Origin of the sequence: Micromonospora pallida (assembly GCF_900090325.1) — a bacterium.
GTDB classification, from domain to species: Bacteria; Actinomycetota; Actinomycetes; order Mycobacteriales; family Micromonosporaceae; genus Micromonospora; species Micromonospora pallida.
Genome location: NZ_FMHW01000003.1, coordinates 1 through 17,646 on the forward strand (window position 1 = coordinate 1; position 17,646 = coordinate 17,646).

The window sequence follows — 17,646 nt, forward strand, 5'->3', positions numbered from 1 at the left end:
CTGGAGGCGAACTACTCCACCGTCGACGACGTCGACCACGCGATGAAGCTGGGCTGCGGCTACCCGACGGGTCCCTTCGAACTGCTGGACACGGTCGGCCTGGACGTCGCCCTGGACACCCAGCGGGCGCTCTACCGGGAGCTGCGGGAGCCCGGCCTGGCGCCCGCGCCGCTGCTGGAACACCTAGTCACCGCCGGCTACCTGGGCCGCGAAAGCGGTCGCGGGTTCCGCGACCACACCCAGCGCTGACCGCACCGGGCACGGCCGTCGCGGCAGCGCGGTGGCCGGACCCGGCCGTGGTGCTGGGGGTCGGCGCACGCCCGTACGCTGGACGGCGTGAGCCCGCGTCGCAACCGCCCCCGCCGTGACGACACCGCCCACCTGGACTCCGACCGGGCCCGTCACGGTGTCCCCAGCGTGGAGCAGTGGCGGGACGGCGAGTGGCAGGTACGCGGCATCAGCGGCGGCGCGTCGACCAAGACGTACCGCTGCCCCGGGTGTGACCAGGAGATCCGCCCGGGGTGGCGCACCTGGTGGCCTGGCCGGCGGACGGGCGGGGCGACCTCACCGACCGCCGGCACTGGCACAGCGGGTGCTGGCGGGCCCGGACCGGCGCGGGCCGGTGGTCCAGCGCGGACGCGGCGCCCCGCGCCACGGTTGAGCGATCTCGGTCACCCGGTGGCCCCTCGCCCGACGCGCGGACCGCTCAGGCGGGAGACTGGACGGGTGAGCACCCCGATCCGTGCCTCCTCGATCCTGCCGGGGCACCGCGAGGACATCGAACTGCACACCGCGGACGGCCTGACCCTCGTCGGCGAGCTGGCCCGACCGCTCGACCGCGCGCCGGTGGCCACCCTGGTCTGCCTGCATCCGCTGCCCACCCACGGCGGATGATGGACAGCCACGTCCTCCGCAAGGCCGCCTGGCGGCTGCCGGCCCTGGCCGACCTGGCCGTGCTCCGGTTCAACACGCGGGGCACCAGCAGCGTCCGGGGCAGCAGCGAGGGCGAGTTCGACAACGCGGTCGGCGAGCGGTACGACGTGGCCGCCGCGATCGAGTACGCCGAGTTCGCCGAGCTGCCGAACGTCTGGCTGCTCGGCTGGTCCTTCGGTACTGACCTGACCCTGAAGTACGGCTGCGACCCGGCGGTCACCGGTGCCATCCTGCTCTCCCCGCCACTGCGCTTCTCCACCCGGAGGACCTGGCCGTCTGGGCCGCCAACGGCAAGCCGTTGGTCGCGCTGGTGCCCGAGTTCGACGACTACCTCCGCCCGGACGAGGCCCGGCAGCGGTTCGCGGCGGTGCCGCAGGCCGAGGTGGTGGGGTGCCCGGGGCGAAGCACCTCTGGGTGGGGGACGCCGAGACCGTCCTCGACGAGGTGGTCCGTCGGTGAACCCGGCGGTGCCGGTGCCGCTGCCCACCACCTGGGACGGCCCGATGGAGACCGGTGACGCCAGCACATACGCCGATCGGACGGTGGCCTCGTTCGCCGACCGGCCGGTCCCGGCCCGCCCGCGAACTGACCCAACTCCTGAGCTGAAGCCGGCCGGTGTCGCTGGCCGCCGATCCCTGAGCTGCCCCAACCCCTGAGCGGACCCGGGCCCGCGACCGGTCGGGTGCCGGCCGACCCGCGCCGGACCGCCACCCGGCCCGGGGGTCAGCGGCCCAGGGCGTCGATCGTCAGCCGGGTGGCCTCGGCGATCAGGGCGTCGTCGGGTTTCGCGTCCCGGACGTCCCGGCTGGAGAGCACGGCCATCACCACCGGGGCGCCTCGGCGGCCAGAGCACCGCGATGTCGTTCCGGGTGCCGAAGCCGGCCGTGCCGGTCTTGTCGCCGACCGTCCAGCCGGCCGGCACGCCGGCCCGGACCAGCTTGTGGCCGGTGGTGTTGCGGCGCAGCCAGTCGGTGAGCAGCGCGCGGTCCTCGGCGCTCAGCGCGTCGCCCAGCACGTACGCGTGCAGGTTGGTGGCGAGCGCCCGGGGCGTGCTGGTGTCCCGGTCGTCGCCCGGGGCGGTCCGGTTGAGGGCGGGCTCGGTACGCGCCGGCCTGGTCGTCCGGTCGCCGAGTGCCCGCAGGTGTCCGGCGAACCCGGGCGGTCCGCCGAGTTCGGCCAGCACCAGGTTGGCCGCGGTGTTGTCGCTGTACCGCACCGCCGCGTCGGCGAGGTCGCGCAGCGGCATGCCGGTGGTGACGTGCCGCTCGGTGACCGGGGAGTGCGGCACCAGGTCGTCCCGGGTGTAGCGGACGACCCGGCCGAGTTCCGCGGTGCTGGTCGCGTCCAGCAGGGCGGCGGCGGCCAGCGCCTTGAACGTGGAGGCGTAGGCGAAGCGCTCGTCGGGGCGGTGGACGACGGTGACGCCGGAACCGGTGTCGACCGCGTAGACGCCGAGCCGTGCCCCGAACCGTGCCTCCAGCGCACCGAACCCCGGGTCCACGGCCGGTGTCGACCCGGTGGTGCTGGTCGGTACCGGAGCGATGGCGTTGGTCGGTGCCGGAGCAGGGAGGCGGGTACCCCGTGCCGCAGGCGACCAACCCGAGGAGCCCGGCGGCGGTGGCACCCGCCACCGCCAGCCGAACGCGTTTCGTCGGATTCATGCCAGGAGTATCGGTTACTCCGACTCGACCGTTACCTTCGTCGGCTTCGCGCTGCGCTCGTCGGTGGTCGGCTTGGTCGGTCGCTTCCCGCCCTCACCGGTGCTGGTGATCTTCGTCGGGGTGGCACCGCGGCCTCCCTCACCGGGAACCGCCGCCACCGTCGGCTCACCGTCGACCCCCGAGCTGGCGGCCCCGCCGTCCAGGGTGGTCACCGGTTCGGCCACCGGCCGGGCCTTCGGCTTGCCGGCGTCGCCGTCGGCGGCGACCTCGGCGATCCGGCGGGCCTCCGCCTGCGCCCGGGCCGCCGACTCGCCGGCCTGCCGGACCGAGGTGTCCGTCTCGGCCAGCCGGGACCGCTCGCCGCCGAGCTGCTGACGGATCTCCTCCAGGGCCTGCTGGAGGTCGTCGGACTCCTGCCGGGACTGCCAGGTCTCCTGCCGCAGGTCGGCCAGCTCCTGCTGGGCCTGGGCGATCTCCAGCATCACCTGGGCCAACTGCTGCCGGCCGGCGGCGACCTCCTGCTGGGTGGCGGCCAGGTGCTGCTGGGTCGTCGCCAGGTGCTGCTGGGTGGTGGCCGCGTACTCCTCGAACTGCCGGCGGGACGTCACCATGTGCTCGTCGGCCTTGCGCCGCTTCGTGACGGCCTCCGCCTCGGCCTCGCGGAGCACCTGCTCGGCCCGCTCCTCGGCCTCACGGCGCAGCGTCGCCACCTCCTGCTCGGTGTCCCGGCGCAGCGTCGTGACCTCCTGTTCGGCGGTCTGCCGCAGGGCCGCCGCAGCCTGTTCGGCCTCCTGCCGGATCCCGGCCGCCCCCTGCTCGATCTCGTCGCGGCGGGCGGTGTACTCCCGCTCCAGCTCCTCGCGGCGGGTCGTGAACTCCCGGTCGGCGGTCTCCCGGCGCTGGGTCAGCTCCCGCTCGGCCGTCTCCCGCTGCGCCTTGAGCTCCTTCTCCACCCCGGCCCGCCAGGTGCCCAGTTCCTGCTGGGTCTGCGCGCGGGCCTGCTGGACGTACGCCTCGGTTTCGGTGCGCATCCGCTGCACGTACGCCTCGGTCTCGGCCCGGTTGCGCTTGGCCGTCTCGGCCGTCTGCTTGGTGAGCTGGTCCGCTTCCTGCTGGGCCTTGGCCCGGGTGGCCTGCGCCGCCTCGGCGGCCTGGTCGGTGAGTTTCTTGGCCTCCTGCTGGGCCTTGGCGTGCGTCGCCCGGCCGGCCTCGGTGGCCTGGTCGGTCAGGCGCTTGGCGTCCTGCTGCGCCTTCAGATGCACCTCTTTGGCCGCGTCGCGGAGCTGGGTGGCCTCCTGCTGGGCCTTGGCGTGCGCCTCCCGGGCCGCCTCGCGCAGCTTCGTCGCCTCCTGCTGAGCCCGGTTGTGGATCTCCTTGGCGGCGTCGCGGAGCTGGGTGGCCTCCTGCTGGGCCTTGGTCAGCGCGGTCTGCGCGGCCTCCCGGATCCGGGCCGCCTCCTCCCGGGCGGCGGTGACCGTCGCCTCCGCCTCGGCCCGTCGGGCCTTGCTGTGCTGCTCCTCCTCGGCCCGCCGGACGGTCAGCGCGAGTTCGAAGTCCTTCAGGGCCTTCGCGGCCTGCTCACGGGCTTCCTCGATGATGTGCTCGGCCGCCGTGCGCCGCGCCTCGATCTCTTCGCTGGCCGAGGCGAGGATGTCGTCGGCCTGTTCCTCGGCGAGGGTGAGGATCTGCTCCACCCGGGGCCCCAGATGCCGGAACGACGCCCGGTCCACCACGGCGTTCTGCTTACGCACCTGCGCCAGGTCGCGCTGGAGCACCTCCACCTGGCCCGCGAGCTTGTGGATGTGTGTGTACGCCTGTTCCCGTTCGGCTGTCAGCGCCGCGATCTCGTGCTCGGCACGAGCCACGTACCGGTCGACCTGTCGTTTCTCGTACCCCGCAGGGCGGACTCGAAGCTGGGCTCCGTGGTCACTTCCCCGCCGAGAGCGAACAGTTCCTCGCCGTGCGACATATCCCCATCCTCACACGGCTTCGGCCCCGGTGCGGCAATACGCACGGCGACGATGGGACCCAGTTCACCCGCGCGGGGGGAGGTGTCGATCGGCTTCGGTGGGCAGCGTACGGCGCGGGGTGCACCCGTTCAAGGTGACACCCCGCGCCGTACGACTCATGCCCCGATCGATGCGCGGGCCGTCAGCTGGACTTCTCCGCGGACACCGGCTCGGCGGCGGCCTCCTCGGCCTTCTTGGGGGCGGGCGTCTCGGCCTTCTGCTGCGGGGGCACGCCGGCACGATGCCGGCGAGACCGGAGAGCATCTGACCGAGTTGCGCGGTGACCGCGTCCTTCTGGCGGGTGAGGTCGTCGACCTCCCGACGCGCGGCCTGGGTGGTCAGCTCCGCCTCGGTGCGCGCCTCGGTGAGCAGGCGCTGCGCCTCGGCCTTCGCCTCGTTGAGGGTCTTCTCGGCCAGTGACTTGGCCTTGTCGACGGTGTCGGCGGCGGTGCGCTCGGACTCGACCCGGCGGGTCTCGGCGCGCTGCTCGATTTCCTTGGCGCGCTCCTGCGCGGCGCGGGCCCGCTGCTCGGCCTCGCCGACCAGCTTCTGGGTCTGTGCGACCTGCGCGGCGTGCCGCTCGGACTCCTCGCGCTCGGCCTTCTCGCGCCGCTCGGCGAGCTGCAGCTCCAGGGCCTGGAGGTCCTTGTCCCGCTTGTCGCGGGCGTCGGTGAGGAGCTTGGTCGCCTCGGCGCGCTTCTCCTCGGCCTCGCGGGCGGCCTTGGCCCGCTGCTGGGTGATCTCCCGTTCGGCGGTGGCGCGCAGGGTGGCCACCTCACGCTCGACAGTGGACTTCAGCTCGGCGACCTCGTGCGCGGTGACCGTGCGGAGCTGCTTGGTCTCCCGCTCGGCGTCGGCGCGCAGCGTGTCGGCCTCGCGGCGGGCCTGCACCCGGACCTCGGCCGCCTCCCGCTCCGCGGTGGTGCGGACGCCGCCCGCCTCCCGCTCGGCGGTGGCCTTCATCGCCGCCGCCTCGGCCCGCGCCTTGTCGGTGATCTCGCGGGCTTCGAGGCGGGCCGCGGAGAGGATGCCCTCGGACTCGCGCTTGGCCTCGTTGCGGTGGTCGTTGGCCTGCTCCTCGGCGAGCCGCAGGATCTGCTCGACCCGGGTACCGAGGCCGGAGAGGGTCGGCCGGTTGTTCTCCTCGAGCTGCTTGTTGGTCTCGGCGAGCTTCTGCTCCAGCGCCGCGAGCCGCTGCTCAGCCTGGCGGAGCCGACGCTGTGCGTCGTTCATCCGCTGCTCGGCCTCGGCGCGGGCCTGCTCGGACTGGGTCAGCGCGGCGGTCAGCCGTCCGATGAAGTCGTCGACCTGTCCTGTGTTGTATCCGCGCAGGCCAACGGTGAAATCCGGCTGGGAGTTCGCGTTATCGAAGAACGCGAGAGGGGAGGACTGCTGCTGGGCATTGGCCCATACTCGCAGACGCCCCGGGGTGCTTCGCAAGAGCGGTGCGGAGCTTTTTGTCCTCTTTACCTGGTCACCTCCCACGCGCTCGGTGGCCGGTACCGGACAGGCGATCTTGGCAGCTCCGGGCCGGGGTGTGCGGCGTACCTGGTAGACCGGAAAAGAACCGCCGCCCGCCGGGTCGCCGTTTTTCGGGTCACCGTCGGTATCGATCGATTCGGTGCCGGTCGAGCACCGACGAAAGCCAATGCCGGACACGCAATGACGATCCGGTTCCCCCGGAGGTCCTCGATGGCCGCCACCGGCCGACCGCGTCCGGCGCCGCGCGGCGGAGCCCGGCTCCGGGACCTCGATTCGATCGGTGGCCGGGGCCCCGGCCCGACGCTGAGCGGTGACCGGGGCCCCGGCGGCCACCTCAGGCGGGCTGGACCAGCTCGACGAGGACGCCGCCGGCGTCCTTCGGGTGGACGAAGTTGATCCGGGAGTCGGCGGTGCCCCGGCGCGGGGTGTCGTAAAGCAACCGCAGGCCGCGCTCGCGCAGCGCCGCGCAGGCCGCGTCGATGTCGGTGACGGTGTACGCGACCTGCTGCACCCCCGGCCCGTTGCGGTCCAGGAACTTCGCGATCGTCGACTCCGGAGTGAGCGGGGCGAGCAGTTGCAGGCAGCCACCCTCGGTGGTCGGGCCGACCGCCAGCATCGCCTCGCGGACCCCCTGCTCGGTGTTGGTCTCGGTGTGCACGCAGCGCATGCCGAAGGTTTGCTGGTAGAAGTCGATCGCCTTGTCAAGGTCGGCGACCGCCACACCCACGTGGTCGATTCGGCGGATACCGATGTCTGTGACGTAGTCCGCAGCGGGCTTGTCGGGGGAGATCTCTGCCATGGCGTTAGTCTGACCGAACAGTCGTTCGGCTGACCAGGCCGTTCGTGCGACCTCTCCGGCGCGCCCGGCCGCCTCCCGGCCGAAGGGCCGATCCGCCGCCGAGTCCACCCGGCCGACGTCCTCCGTTCCGGCGAGCCGTCGCCGCCCCACCCCGATCAACCGCCCCGTCGGCCGATAGTCGCCGGGTGACATCCGTCACACCATCGACACCTGCACGTAACACGCCCGGGGCGGCGGGGCATCGCCGCGCCCGGGCGCTTGACCGCCAACGGGAGGCGATCCGATGCTCACCGTAACCCCAGCCCATGCACCGCACTCGCACGAAATGATCCGCGCGTTCGTGCGGCACCTACAAGATCTTCGCCGCGCCGAGGCGACCGTCGACACGTACGTCGGCATGCTGGCCCGGCTCGACCGGACCCTCCCCGAGGGCCTCGCGTACGCGTGCGCCGACGAGCTGCGCGCGCAGATTTACGTTGAGGGCCGTAAGCCGGCCACGGTGGCGCTCTACCGGGCCGCAGCCAAGGCCTTCTTCGCCTGGGCGACCGACGAGCACGACCCGTGGCTAGATTACGACCCGTCCCGGCAACTGCCGCGCGCCCGGGTCCGCCAGCGCACCCCCCGCCCATGCACACACGAAGAGCTGGCCGACATCCTCGCCCGCGCGCAGGATCCGTGCCGGGTGTGGTACCTGCTCGCCGCCGGCTGCGGACTGCGGTGCGTTGAGATTTCCCGACTCGACCGCGCCGACGTCACCGAGCACGTGGTTTACATCCTCGGCAAGGGCGACAAGGAACGCACCGTGCCCACCCATCCGGCCGTCTGGGCGGCGATCCGCGACCTCCCAGCCGGGCCCATCGCCCGCCGGTACTACGACACTGCCCGCGCGAACCGCAGAGACGTCCAGGGGCGCGGAAACCGGCACCTCGCGGTACTCGGGCACCCCAGCGTCACGATGCACCGTCTACGGCACTGGTACGGGACGTACGTGTACCAGGCGGCGGGCGGGGATCTGCGTGTCGTTCAGGATCTGCTCGGCCACGCCTCACCGAACACCACCCAGGTGTACGTGGCCGCCGCGGCGGGGGCGGCGGCGGCTGCGGTGCGCGCCCTGCCACTGCCGGTCTGACCTGTCGAGAGGACGCCCTCATGACGACCATCGAGGCCTACGGCGAGCGGCTAGCCGAGCCGGGCGAACGGTGCACCTGCGGCCGCGCAGCCGTGAAGGTGTTCACCGGCGGACCATGGGGTGACACCGGCTACTGCGGTCTGCCCGACGGCGGGCAGCGCGGCCCGTGCACGTTCTGCGGCGGACCTCGGCACCAGGGACGGTGCCCTGTGTACAAGCTGCGGCCAGACGGAAGCTGACCGGCACACGACGAAGCGCCCCAGACCGCCACGGTCCGGGGCGCTTTCTCGTGTCGGGACTACCGGATGCGTCGCGGCCGGCGGCGGCGCTGGCTGGCCACCTCCGACGGCACACACTGTTCGGGGCGAGGCTCAAAGGGCACGGGGTCGGTGGCCGCCTCGATGCGCGGCCGCCGGTCCCGGGGAAGGTGTCCCATGTCCGCCACGATCACCACGTGCGCCCGTCCCCCGTTGATCATGTGCTGGGCGTCGTCCCAGGTACGCACGATGCCGGCGAATACGTAGCCGCATGCTTCCACTCTTTCCAGGCTGGGTGCCGCGGCGGCGGCGAACTCGGCCGGGTCGGCGATGCGGGCAGGTACGAAGACGACAGCGTGGTCCGGGGTGCGGTGGGGCATAGGGGTGTTCATCCTCCTTAGTCGCTAGTGGAGGATCCGATAGAACACCTCGTGCAGGCGTTGGCGAAAGGCCCAGGTCAGGTCCAGTTTCAGCGCCAGTTGATGCCGTTCTGTGATCCGGTGGCGGATGGGATTCCCGCGTGCTATGTGTCACTCGCTGTGGTCGGCGCGAGTGCTCATTGGGCACCTGTTGATCACTGAATGTTGATCACGCCGGCACGGTGTGAAGTGGAACGCCGCTCGTTACTGTGTGTCGGATTTCGTTCATGCCGTCACGTTTCACGTTCGGCGCGTTCCTCTACGAACACACCCCGGCCCGGCACGCCGTATGTGAGATTGCGCTGCCTGAGTACGATGTGGACCTTGTCGATCGTGCCCACCGAGACGGAGTAGAGCACGGCCAGTTGGCGGGTGCTCGGCAGTTCGGTGTGAGGCGGGTACTCGCCGGACTCGATGCGGGCGGCCAGGTCGTCCGCGATCTGAACGAAGGTCATCCGGCGGGGCATGAGGTCGGCTGTCTCCTGGGCATTGGGCGCCAGGAATTGCATCATCTGGACAACCGGGCAGCAATGCGTGCGACCACCTACCTATGGAGGTTGGGTAGGCTGCGGACAGTAATCGTCTGATGATCTTGCGTTAGATGAGGTGATCCGCGTGGTGCCTGACTATCGGTACGCCAGCCCGGGACCAGTGCCGGACGGCGACACCGTCCCCCAGCCGCCCCGGCCGGTCCAGTCGCCGGTGACCCGCCGGCAGTACGCCTCCGGGCTGGCCTGCGCGTTGATCGTCCTCGTCCTGGTCGTCGTCGGGATCGCCTGGTGAGCGCGCTGGTGGAACGGCTGCTGTCACCACCGGTCAACCCGGGAGGACGGCACCAGCCGGCCCGACCGTCGTGGGACTGCCAGGTGTGCGCCGGACCGTGGCCGTGCCCGGCGGGACGCACCGAGCTGCACGGCACGTTCGCCGGGGACAAGGTGGGGTTGTCGATGCACATGGGCGTTGTACTGCACCTAGCCGTGCACGAGATCTCGCCGGACGTCGACGGCCAGTTGTTCGGCAGGTTCGTGACATGGACGCGTTGACCCTCGGAGCGGGCGTGTGCCGCTCGGAGCCCACCACCGCCCAGCCGGTACGGTGGCCGGTGTGCGGGAGCCGGGGGCCTCCGTCGACCGTCCGCACCGGCCCTGAGCTGTACAGATACCGACCAGAGCAGGAGATCCCGTGCAATTGTCACAGGCCCTGGACGTCATCGAGGCGCTCCACCGTGCCGCCGAGCACCCAGACGTCACCGACATCACCCGGTACGGTCGGGACACCGCTCCGGGCGGCCAGTCTCCCGCCGGGGTCAGGATCTGGTACCGGTCCGGGTCGAGCACCATGCTGTGGGGCGAGGTACCGCACCGTGAGGCCGCGCCGGTGCCGCTGCCCGGCGAGATGCCGCCGCCGAAGCTGCGTGCAGCTCGCGGGCTCATGTTCGCCCATCATCTCCTCGACTTCGCCCAGCCGGACGTCTTCAAGTCGTGGGAGCTGTGCAGCCAGCCCGGCACCGTGGTCCCCGTGGCCGCCGCTCTCCGGATCACCGCCCGCGACGGGGACGTGATCTACCTGCGCGGCACGTCGGCATGCGGGCCGGGCGGGGCGGGCGGTGAGCCAGAAGAGGATCAATACCCGGACTACCACATTCCTGAAGGAGTCCGCGAATGGCACCTCAAAGTAAATGCTCTGTCTGCGGGGCGCGCGTAGGACCGCCCCCCGGCCGTCCCTGCCCACCCCACCAGCCGGAGGGCAGCCGGCGGATGTGCGAAGGATCCGGCCAGCCCACCACCTCCATGTGACGAGATGACCCGTCCCCAGCCAGGCAGGCCGGGGACGGGTTTCTTCCGTCTGCGTAACGCATCCGGCACCCATTGTGGACATCGAACGCTAGGATGCCGCAGGTGAGACGCCACGCTGCCGCCGCGCTGATCGCCGTCGCTGTACTCGCCGCCGCCGGCTGCGGCAGCGACGACCAGGACCCGCTCGCCGACCCGTCACCCACCACCGCCATCGTTGACCAGACGCCCGTCGACCCGGTGCCCACCACCGAGCCGCCGCTGGCCGGACCGGATGCCGCTCTGCGCGATCGGATCTACGAGGTCGGCACTGAGATTCAGGCCGGTGTCTACTCGACCACCGTGCCCGCTGACCACGGGCACCCGTGCTACTGGGCGAGGCTGCGCAGCTTCGGCGAACCAGACTCCATCATCGCCGAGGGCAACCCGACGCCGGGCGAGACGGCCCGGGTGACGGTGAAGTCCACCGACCGCGGCTTCAAGGTGTCGAACGGCTGCGAGTGGACCCGCAGCGACCCGGCGTGACCAGAGTTATCCACAGGCTCGGTCCACCGCTTGCCCCACCTCGGCTCGACCGGGCACGCTGACTGGGTCGACGCGGCCACTCTCCAGCCGCCGGCCACACCCGAGCGGCGGTGGGGCGGCCACGGTCAGCAGGCCACCGACGTCCGGCCCGGACAGCAAGAGGGCCGGCCGGGACACCACCTCCGAGCCCGGCCGGCCCACCCGCCGGCTCAGCATCACGGGGGGAACGCTGAGGCGGACGGGCTGGTTACCCACTATCGGCTTTCGTCGATTACGCCGCATCCGACGACCGGGCGGTGCCGTACCCCGCTCGGGGAACGGGCGGACACGACAAGACGGCCCCAACCTCCGCCAGGGAGATCGGGGCCGTCAGTCGTTTGGTCGGCGCTGCCCGGGGATCCACCGGGAGCACCGCGGCACGGAGTCTACCGGCCGGGACTGACGTCGCCGGACAGGTGGCCACCCGGCGAGGGGGCGCCCAGCCGCCGACCGTACTGGTCGCGGGGATCGGCGACTGGGGTCACCTGGCTCTGGACCAGGACGCCGCCGACCGCGCCGACGACCAGGGTCGCCAGGGCGAGCCAGGCCACGGCCTGGGCGGGGATGAGCTGGTCGAGGCCGGCGTACCCGGTGAGCGTGGTCAGGCCGGCCATGGTCGCGGCGTAGATGATCACCGGCCGTGGCCGGCGGGACGTCGTCGACATGGATCCTCCGATCAGGTGGCGAAACAGGAAGCCGCCGGGGTTACCGGCGGCTGGTCGTTGCTGTGCAGGTGTACGTCGGTGCGTCGTCCGGGGAGTCCGGGTCGCGGACGCACCGGTAAGTGATGCCGGTCGGTGCGGTCCACGTCCAGCTGGCCGGCGGCTCTCCGTCGGCGCCGTCCTGGCCGTCTTCGCCGGCGGGCCCGGCCGGTCCGGCGGGGCCCGCTGGTCCGGGTGGTCCGGCCGGGCCTGGCTGTCCGGCGGGTCCGGTGCCGCCGGCGGGCCCGGGTGGGCCGGACGGTCCGGGCCGGCCGGGCGAGCCGGTAGGCCCGGGTGATCCGGCGGGCCCAGCAGGTCCGGGGCTGCCGGTCCGGCCGTCGCGGCCCGGGTCGCCAGGTGGCCCGGACGGTCCGGGCGGACCCGGCCGGGGATCCCGAAGGATTTCGTCGGGCGGCGGGGCGACCGGGTCCAGGCCGGCGTCTTCGGCCTGGCGGCGCTGCTCGTCGAGCGCGCCGGCGAGCGCGGCGACCTGGACGCGGGACAACTGCACTTCGTGGGTGACCCAGCCGATCGTGCCGGCCGCCACGACGACCGCCGCGGTGGTGGCCACGGCGGCCGGCGACGGCACCCACCGGCGGCCGGTCACGTCGGGCTCCGGAAGGCCAGCAGGATCTGGACGATGAGGGCGAGCACCGGCAGCCCGACCATAGCGACCATGAATCGCCGGTCGGCGGTCCTCTTGTCGTCGGCGGCCTTCCTCTCCGTCGTCCGCTTCTCGTCGTCGGACTTCCTGTCCGCCGCTCGTTTCTCCTCGGCTGCGTCGATGGCCGTACGGAGCCCGGCCAGCTCACGTTCCATCACCAACATGCGCGTCTCCTGGCCTTTCTGCTCGGCCTGGTACACCTCGCGCAGCACGTAGCTGTCCAGGCGGCGGTGGATCGCTGTCAGGTCGTCGTGAACGTCCCTGCGCATCGAGTCCAGCCGTCTGGCCAGCTCCGCATTGGTGATTTCGTCCACCGGGACGCTCCCTTGCTACTGGTGTGGTCAGTCCGTCTCGGCGGTGACCACGGTGGGTCGCTTGTCGGCGGAGAGCCGCGCGGCCAGGACGTCGACGACCTGCCCGGCCAGGGTGTCGGGGATCGCCGCGGCGATCGCCTCCGGCGTGAGCACGGCCAGCAGCGCCGGGGCCAGGTCGGCGGCCAGCTGCCGCTCGTCGACCAGGTCCGCGCCGACCCGCGCGGCCGTCGCCCGGCCGGTCAGCACGATCTCGTTCAGTACGCCGAGGGTGCTCACGCCCTTGGGGATGCCACCGCCGACGTACTGCCAGGGCAGGGCGCGCATCTCCCGCGCGACGGCCGGGTCCTTCAGGATGGCCAGGAACTGCTTCGCATCCATGTCGTCGTCCTCTCCGAGCGCGACCGCGACGATGCGCTCCATCAGTTGCTTGTCCCGGCACTTCCGCCGGTCCAGGGTCAGGTGCCAGTGGTCCAGATGGCTGTCGTCGCTGCTGAACGTCGACCCGTCGGCCCGTACGCCGACGACGGTGCGGCCGTCCAGGGTGCCGATCACCTCGCGCACGCCGGCCAGCCGGCCGGACACGAGCGCGTCGACCAGGCGGCCGGTCTGCTCGACCATCAGCCGGCGGTTGCGATCGCTGCCCCACTCGCCGGGTACGAAGTCGATCCCGGCCAGGTGCCGCTCCTGCTCGGCGGTCAACCCGGACTGCACCGTGTACGAGCGGTTCGTGCAGTACTTCGACCACTTGATCCATTCCTGCGAGCGGTGTGCCCCGCCTAGGTGCCGGTTGTCGCCTTTCGTGCCGCACGCGGACCGGGGCCGGCCGGTGCGCCGACACAGCTCGTCGCCGAGCCAGTCCACCTCCGGTGTGGTGATCTCCCGGCCCCAGTACGGCTCGGCCTGCAACTGCGCGTAGGTCGGCATGGCTCTCCTCAGGCTTCCGGCACGACGTAGAACTGTTGGGCGAGTTGCTCCGGCGAGTACGGCCAGCCGTCGACGATCACCCACTCCGCGGTGATGGCGAGGGGACCGCCGCCGATCAGGGACAGCACCGTGAGCACCCCGTCGGCCTCGGACACGAGCTCGTAGCCACCCAGAGCGTTCAGCACCTCGGCGGCGTTGGTGCCGTCGTATCGGAGCGCCGGGTGCTTCCGCGTGACGTGCATTGGTCGCCTCCTATGCGACGTAGTAGATGCCGGACATGCCGAAGCTGTGCCCGTTGGCGAACGCGATCGGCGCGGTGTTGTTCCAGGCGCTCAACTGCTCCGTGGTGGCGTTGTCCCGGTACATCGAGACGAACGACTGTGCCGCAGTCGCCGCGTTGGCCCACCCGACCAGCCGATACAGCGCCCCACCCATCAGGCAGGTCGCTTGCAGGAGCGGGTCCGGGCCCCCAGCGACCGCCGGCACCGGCAGCGCGAACCGGTACTGGCCGGAGCCGTAGGTCGTGGTCGACCCGGGGCGCAGCACGATGCGGACCTGCACCGTCTCGGCGTCGAGGTACCGGTGCCGGCCGATCAGCGTCCCGTTGCTCAGCACCGGGTTGGTCGTCTGGGCGGTCCAGGTCGGCGTGTACGGCGTCCAGGCCGGCAAGTTGAGTCGGGCCGGGGTGAGCCTCATGCCGGAGGCGATCGGGATCGGTGCGGTCATCGGTCAGTGCTCCTCACGGGGCTGCCACGGCGGGGGTCCATACGTCCACCGGGGTGCCGGCCGGCCAGGCCCGGGCGACCCCGTTGACGTCTCGGGTGACGGTGTACGTCTGCGGGCTGGACAACGTCCCGGACTCGGCGGCCAGGGTCATGGCGGTCACGTAGTAGACGACCCCGGCCGGCGTAGCGCCGTCGTGCCGGGCCCGCATCGCCGCGAACTCGGCCAGCGCCGGGGCGGTCACGATCGCCTCGAGGGGCGTCCACACGCCGGCCGGCACCGCTGTGGGGGTGGGCACCGCGGTGGTCATGTACATGCCGGCGGCGTTGCGCCAGTCCACCGCCGGGCCCAGCGTCACCGTGCCGGCGGTGACGTACGCCCACATGACGGCCCGGTACCGGGCACCGGGGGTCACGTCGGCGTATGGCGCGTTGGCGGTGGCACCGCCGGACCCGCCGCCGGCGACGGTGATCTGAAGCGACCCGTACCGGGTGCCGGGCCGGGTGACGGCGTCCGTCCAGACGACCGACGCGGACGCCCCCGACCAGCCGTCCGCCCCGGTGAGGAACCACGGGTTGTCGTTGAGGACGATGCCCGCGGCGTCGAGGTCGACGCGCTCTCCGCCGACCCGCACAGAGATCGGGAAGTCCTGCGCCTCCGTCGTCCATGCCGTCGTGGAAGCGATCTGCACGGTTGTCGCCGACGCGGTGATGTCGGCCGCGAGGGCGGACCCGTCAGCGGGTGCGCGGGGTGCCCCGTCGGCGGTGGCCACGGTGTACGGGCCGGCCGGTGTGGCCGTCCAGTCCAGGGTCCGGTCGTAGGCGTCGAGGCGTTCGACGGTGCCCTGGACCATGAGCGACGCGGGCCCGGGCGGCAGCCATTCCGGTAGTCCGTCGATGTCGACGACGCTGCCGGTGTCCACGGCGGCGGCCTGCCTGGCCAGGGCCGGGTCTGCTGTCCAGGCGCTGGCGGTCAGGTCGACGCGGACGGTCGGGTAACGGGCCTCGTCCCACGTGCCGACGTGCAGCCGCCACCAAGCGGCGCTGGGCAGATGTTCGTCCGTGCCGACGTTGACGGTCAGGCTGGTGTCGTAGGTGCCAACCCCGGCCGGCGGGGTTTGGATGGACAGCGGCCCGGCCTCCAGCACCGCCCGCGCGGTCCCGCCGTCGGGCCGGCTCGCGGTGACGTCGTTGCGGACCTGGTCGTCGTCGTCGACCGGGTCGAACGGCGGCGCGAGGTGCCCGTAGTCCACCGCCAGGGGTTGCTGGTTGCACAGCGACCCGAGCGTCCGGTAAATCAGGGTGATCTGCTCGCGGGCCTCGCCGAGGACACCTCCGTCGGCGTCCTCGCACTCCCGTAGGAGGTCCAGAATGGTGACGGCCCGCTGCGGGCCCATCGCCGCCGACGGGTCCGGGCCGCGGGTGACGGCCACGGGGATGCCCTGCTCAGCGCAGAGCCGCGCGATCCGGTCGGCGGCCGTCTCGCCGGCGTGCGCACGCATCGCCTCCACGTGTCCGCTGATCGGGGCGGACGGCTGCCACACCGCGAGGTGCCCCATCTGGGGCATGCCCTCGATGTTCCCCGCGCTCTCGGCGGTCCACTCCTTGACGTTGGGGATGACGCCGGTGACCCAGCCGGGCGGATGCACCAGGTTCGGCGCGGAGAGCGTCTCGATCGAGCCGTACTCCCACCCGTCGATGTAGAGGCGGGCGTCGAGCAGGCCGGCCACCGTCTTGGCCTCGATCTCGATGAAGTGCGGCAATCCATCGAACAAATTGATGTCGGCCGACGGGATCCGGTACCCGTTGATGATCGTCACCGGATCGGCGGCGAACACGTACAGCTGGGTCGCCGTGGCCGACAGATTCCACTGCGTGTACTGGCCATCGCTGGTCGTCCAGCCGAAGAAGGAAGTACCGCTGGCGCCCCGGTCGCGCGGAAACACGGCGACGAGCGCCACCCGCCACGACTGCGTACCCGCTGCGGGCACCGGCGGCCGGCCGACCAGCACGCCACCTTCCGACCAGTCCGGCACCGGGGCGGACCCGGGGATGTCCTCGCCGGTGGCGAACCGGGGCAGCCCGGCGGCCGGGGCGGGCTGGCCACCGGTGCCCGGGACCTGGAACCTGCTGTATCCGAACACGGTCATGTTCGGCACGCCGGCGACGGCCGACCGGGCCGACGACGACCCGGCCGGGTCTTCGAGGGGCCAGTACGCCGTCGGGTTGGTGCGCGGCAGGCGCCGGTACAGCGCCGAGTCGAGGGGTTTGGCGCCCTGGCCGAGGCGGCGCAGGATCCCGGCGGCCTGGATCGGGGTCCACACGTCGGTGCCGGAGATGTCCCAGCGGGCCGGCCACGACGACACCTCCATGCACGCTCGCCGGTCGATGACCTCCAGGTCGTCGTAGCGGAACTCCACGGGGAGGGTGTTGGTGTTGCCGCCGGCGACGCCGGAGCGGATCCCGACGTACCCGGGGGCGGTCAGGCGGGTGTCCACGGCGGTGGCCTGCCAGCCGGCCGGCTCGCCGCCGGCGGCCGGGTCCCACACCTTGACCGCCAGCCGGTCGGCGACGCAGGACGCGCGCACCTTCAGTGGCTGCCCGGCGAAGAGCAGCCCCGGCACCGGCGTTGGGGCGACGATGGTGCCGCCGGTGGAGTGGTGGATCGACACGCTGACGACCTCGGCCGCCGACACCTCCATCCGGCACAGGTAGTACGTGGACAGGTCCTGGACCCGGAACATGATGTTCGCCGGCTCGACCGCCCCGCCGACGACGTTGGAGATGAACATGTCGACGGTCACCACGACCTCGGCGTCCACGATGGTCATGTCGGTGTAGTAGCTGGCGCGGAACGATGCCGTGGCCGGCACGTACGCGCGGGCCATCCCGCCGGACACGGACGCGTCGGTCGGGGCGACGGTGCCGCCGGCACCGAAGCTGGTCCAGTCCGGTCCCCACCCGGCGGCCACGGTCCGATCGTCGAACGCGTCGACGAGCTGCCGCACGCCGACGCGGACCGGGGTGTTCCGTCCCAGCAGCCCGTAGTAGACGCTGCGCGGGTTGCGGGGGCTGTACCGGCCGCCGGGGCTGGCGATGACCAGGTCCGCGCTGCCGTGCTCGGTCTGCTGTCCCTCGCCCCGGCGGCCGCGGCTGATGGTGATGCCACCGCCGGAGTCGGCAGACCCGAGGCGGACGTCGTCGGTGATGTCGACCCAGCCCAGCACCGGGCCGAGGTACAGCTCTACGACGACGTCCTGCGGAGACTGCGTCAC

The 17,646-nt window shown here is 72.2% G+C and carries 15 protein-coding genes and 5 pseudogenes; 8 read left to right on the forward strand and 12 right to left on the reverse strand.

The window, feature by feature from the left end:
• The 3 genes and pseudogenes from GA0074692_RS32920 to GA0074692_RS32930 form a co-directional block, all read left to right on the forward strand.
• Positions 1-249: 3-hydroxyacyl-CoA dehydrogenase family protein (locus GA0074692_RS32920; RefSeq protein WP_245730835.1), on the forward strand; the 249-nt coding region annotated here is incomplete at its 5' end.
• A 132-nt stretch (positions 250-381) separates the two neighbouring features.
• Positions 382-661 (forward strand): annotated as a pseudogene (locus GA0074692_RS32925) (hypothetical protein).
• A 65-nt stretch (positions 662-726) separates the two neighbouring features.
• A pseudogene (locus GA0074692_RS32930) lies at positions 727-1,589 on the forward strand (alpha/beta hydrolase).
• A gap of 67 nt (positions 1,590-1,656) precedes the next feature.
• Here GA0074692_RS32930 and bla read toward each other — a convergent pair.
• The 4 genes and pseudogenes from bla to mce all read right to left on the reverse strand — a co-directional run bounded on the left by bla (position 1,657) and on the right by mce (position 6,884).
• Positions 1,657-2,594, reverse strand: a pseudogene (bla, locus tag GA0074692_RS32935) (class A beta-lactamase).
• Between the two features lie 14 nt (positions 2,595-2,608).
• Positions 2,609-4,563: pseudogene (locus tag GA0074692_RS32940) on the reverse strand (coiled-coil domain-containing protein).
• Between the two features lie 182 nt (positions 4,564-4,745).
• A pseudogene (locus tag GA0074692_RS32945) lies at positions 4,746-6,022 on the reverse strand (DivIVA domain-containing protein).
• A gap of 397 nt (positions 6,023-6,419) precedes the next feature.
• On the reverse strand, positions 6,420-6,884 hold the full coding sequence (gene mce / locus GA0074692_RS32950) for a methylmalonyl-CoA epimerase (RefSeq protein ID WP_091651264.1): 465 nt from the start codon (positions 6,882-6,884) through the stop codon (positions 6,420-6,422).
• 325 nt (positions 6,885-7,209) lie between these two features.
• Between mce and GA0074692_RS32955 the strand changes: the two genes are divergently transcribed.
• Positions 7,210-8,013 (forward strand): site-specific integrase, encoded by an 804-nt coding sequence (locus tag GA0074692_RS32955; protein WP_176738762.1) that lies wholly within the window; start codon positions 7,210-7,212, stop codon positions 8,011-8,013.
• A gap of 298 nt (positions 8,014-8,311) precedes the next feature.
• On the opposite strand, the gene GA0074692_RS32965 is transcribed toward GA0074692_RS32955, so the two are convergent.
• Both GA0074692_RS32965 and GA0074692_RS32970 read right to left on the reverse strand, forming a co-directional pair.
• Positions 8,312-8,650, reverse strand: coding sequence for a hypothetical protein (locus GA0074692_RS32965; RefSeq protein ID WP_091654561.1), 339 nt, complete (start codon positions 8,648-8,650; stop codon positions 8,312-8,314).
• 272 nt (positions 8,651-8,922) lie between these two features.
• Positions 8,923-9,201, reverse strand: coding sequence for a winged helix-turn-helix domain-containing protein (locus GA0074692_RS32970; RefSeq protein WP_245730836.1), 279 nt, complete (start codon positions 9,199-9,201; stop codon positions 8,923-8,925).
• Between the two features lie 103 nt (positions 9,202-9,304).
• On the opposite strand from GA0074692_RS32970, the gene GA0074692_RS35135 reads away from it, so the two are divergent.
• From GA0074692_RS35135 to GA0074692_RS32985, 4 genes are all read left to right on the forward strand, one after another.
• A complete protein-coding gene (locus GA0074692_RS35135; protein WP_176738763.1) occupies positions 9,305-9,472 on the forward strand; it encodes a hypothetical protein in 168 nt (55 codons plus the stop codon).
• Positions 9,469-9,732 carry a hypothetical protein gene (locus GA0074692_RS32975; RefSeq protein ID WP_091654564.1) on the forward strand — a complete coding sequence of 88 codons (264 nt, stop codon included), beginning with the start codon at positions 9,469-9,471 and terminating at the stop codon, positions 9,730-9,732. The genes GA0074692_RS35135 and GA0074692_RS32975 overlap by 4 nt, the downstream gene beginning before the upstream one ends.
• A gap of 139 nt (positions 9,733-9,871) precedes the next feature.
• Positions 9,872-10,393, forward strand: a complete 522-nt coding sequence (locus GA0074692_RS32980) for a hypothetical protein (RefSeq protein WP_091654566.1) — start codon at positions 9,872-9,874, stop codon at positions 10,391-10,393.
• Positions 10,394-10,587: 194 nt separating this feature from the next.
• Positions 10,588-11,007 carry an Rv1352/Rv1906c domain-containing protein gene (locus tag GA0074692_RS32985; RefSeq protein WP_141725489.1) on the forward strand — a complete coding sequence of 140 codons (420 nt, stop codon included), beginning with the start codon at positions 10,588-10,590 and terminating at the stop codon, positions 11,005-11,007.
• A 425-nt stretch (positions 11,008-11,432) separates the two neighbouring features.
• On the opposite strand, the gene GA0074692_RS32995 is transcribed toward GA0074692_RS32985, so the two are convergent.
• From GA0074692_RS32995 to GA0074692_RS33025, 6 genes are all read right to left on the reverse strand, one after another.
• On the reverse strand, positions 11,433-11,711 hold the full coding sequence (locus GA0074692_RS32995) for a hypothetical protein (protein WP_091654573.1): 279 nt from the start codon (positions 11,709-11,711) through the stop codon (positions 11,433-11,435).
• A gap of 639 nt (positions 11,712-12,350) precedes the next feature.
• Entirely contained in the window at positions 12,351-12,725 is a 375-nt protein-coding gene (locus GA0074692_RS33005) for a hypothetical protein (RefSeq protein WP_091654577.1), read from the reverse strand.
• A gap of 27 nt (positions 12,726-12,752) precedes the next feature.
• Positions 12,753-13,649 (reverse strand): hypothetical protein, encoded by an 897-nt coding sequence (locus GA0074692_RS33010; RefSeq protein WP_091654579.1) that lies wholly within the window; start codon positions 13,647-13,649, stop codon positions 12,753-12,755.
• Between the two features lie 8 nt (positions 13,650-13,657).
• Positions 13,658-13,891 (reverse strand): hypothetical protein, encoded by a 234-nt coding sequence (locus GA0074692_RS33015; protein ID WP_091654581.1) that lies wholly within the window; start codon positions 13,889-13,891, stop codon positions 13,658-13,660.
• A gap of 10 nt (positions 13,892-13,901) precedes the next feature.
• Positions 13,902-14,375, reverse strand: a complete 474-nt coding sequence (locus tag GA0074692_RS33020; RefSeq protein ID WP_091654584.1) for a hypothetical protein — start codon at positions 14,373-14,375, stop codon at positions 13,902-13,904.
• 13 nt (positions 14,376-14,388) lie between these two features.
• Positions 14,389-17,646: a hypothetical protein gene (locus GA0074692_RS33025; protein WP_091654587.1), complete on the reverse strand. Its 3,258-nt coding sequence runs from the start codon at positions 17,644-17,646 to the stop codon at positions 14,389-14,391.

Bases quoted from the DNA above. Each gene is read 5' to 3' on its own strand.
- GA0074692_RS32970 (WP_245730836.1), bottom strand. From the start codon at position 9,201: ATGATGCAATTCCTGGCGCCCAATGCCCAGGAGACAGCCGACCTCATG.
- GA0074692_RS33015 (WP_091654581.1), bottom strand. From the start codon at position 13,891: ATGCACGTCACGCGGAAGCACCCGGCGCTCCGATACGACGGCACCAAC.
- GA0074692_RS32965 (WP_091654561.1), bottom strand. From the start codon at position 8,650: ATGCCCCACCGCACCCCGGACCACGCTGTCGTCTTCGTACCTGCCCGC.
- GA0074692_RS32955 (WP_176738762.1), top strand. From the start codon at position 7,210: ATGATCCGCGCGTTCGTGCGGCACCTACAAGATCTTCGCCGCGCCGAG.
- mce (WP_091651264.1), bottom strand. From the start codon at position 6,884: ATGGCAGAGATCTCCCCCGACAAGCCCGCTGCGGACTACGTCACAGAC.
- GA0074692_RS32995 (WP_091654573.1), bottom strand. From the start codon at position 11,711: ATGTCGACGACGTCCCGCCGGCCACGGCCGGTGATCATCTACGCCGCG.
- GA0074692_RS33020 (WP_091654584.1), bottom strand. From the start codon at position 14,375: ATGACCGCACCGATCCCGATCGCCTCCGGCATGAGGCTCACCCCGGCC.
- GA0074692_RS33010 (WP_091654579.1), bottom strand. From the start codon at position 13,649: ATGCCGACCTACGCGCAGTTGCAGGCCGAGCCGTACTGGGGCCGGGAG.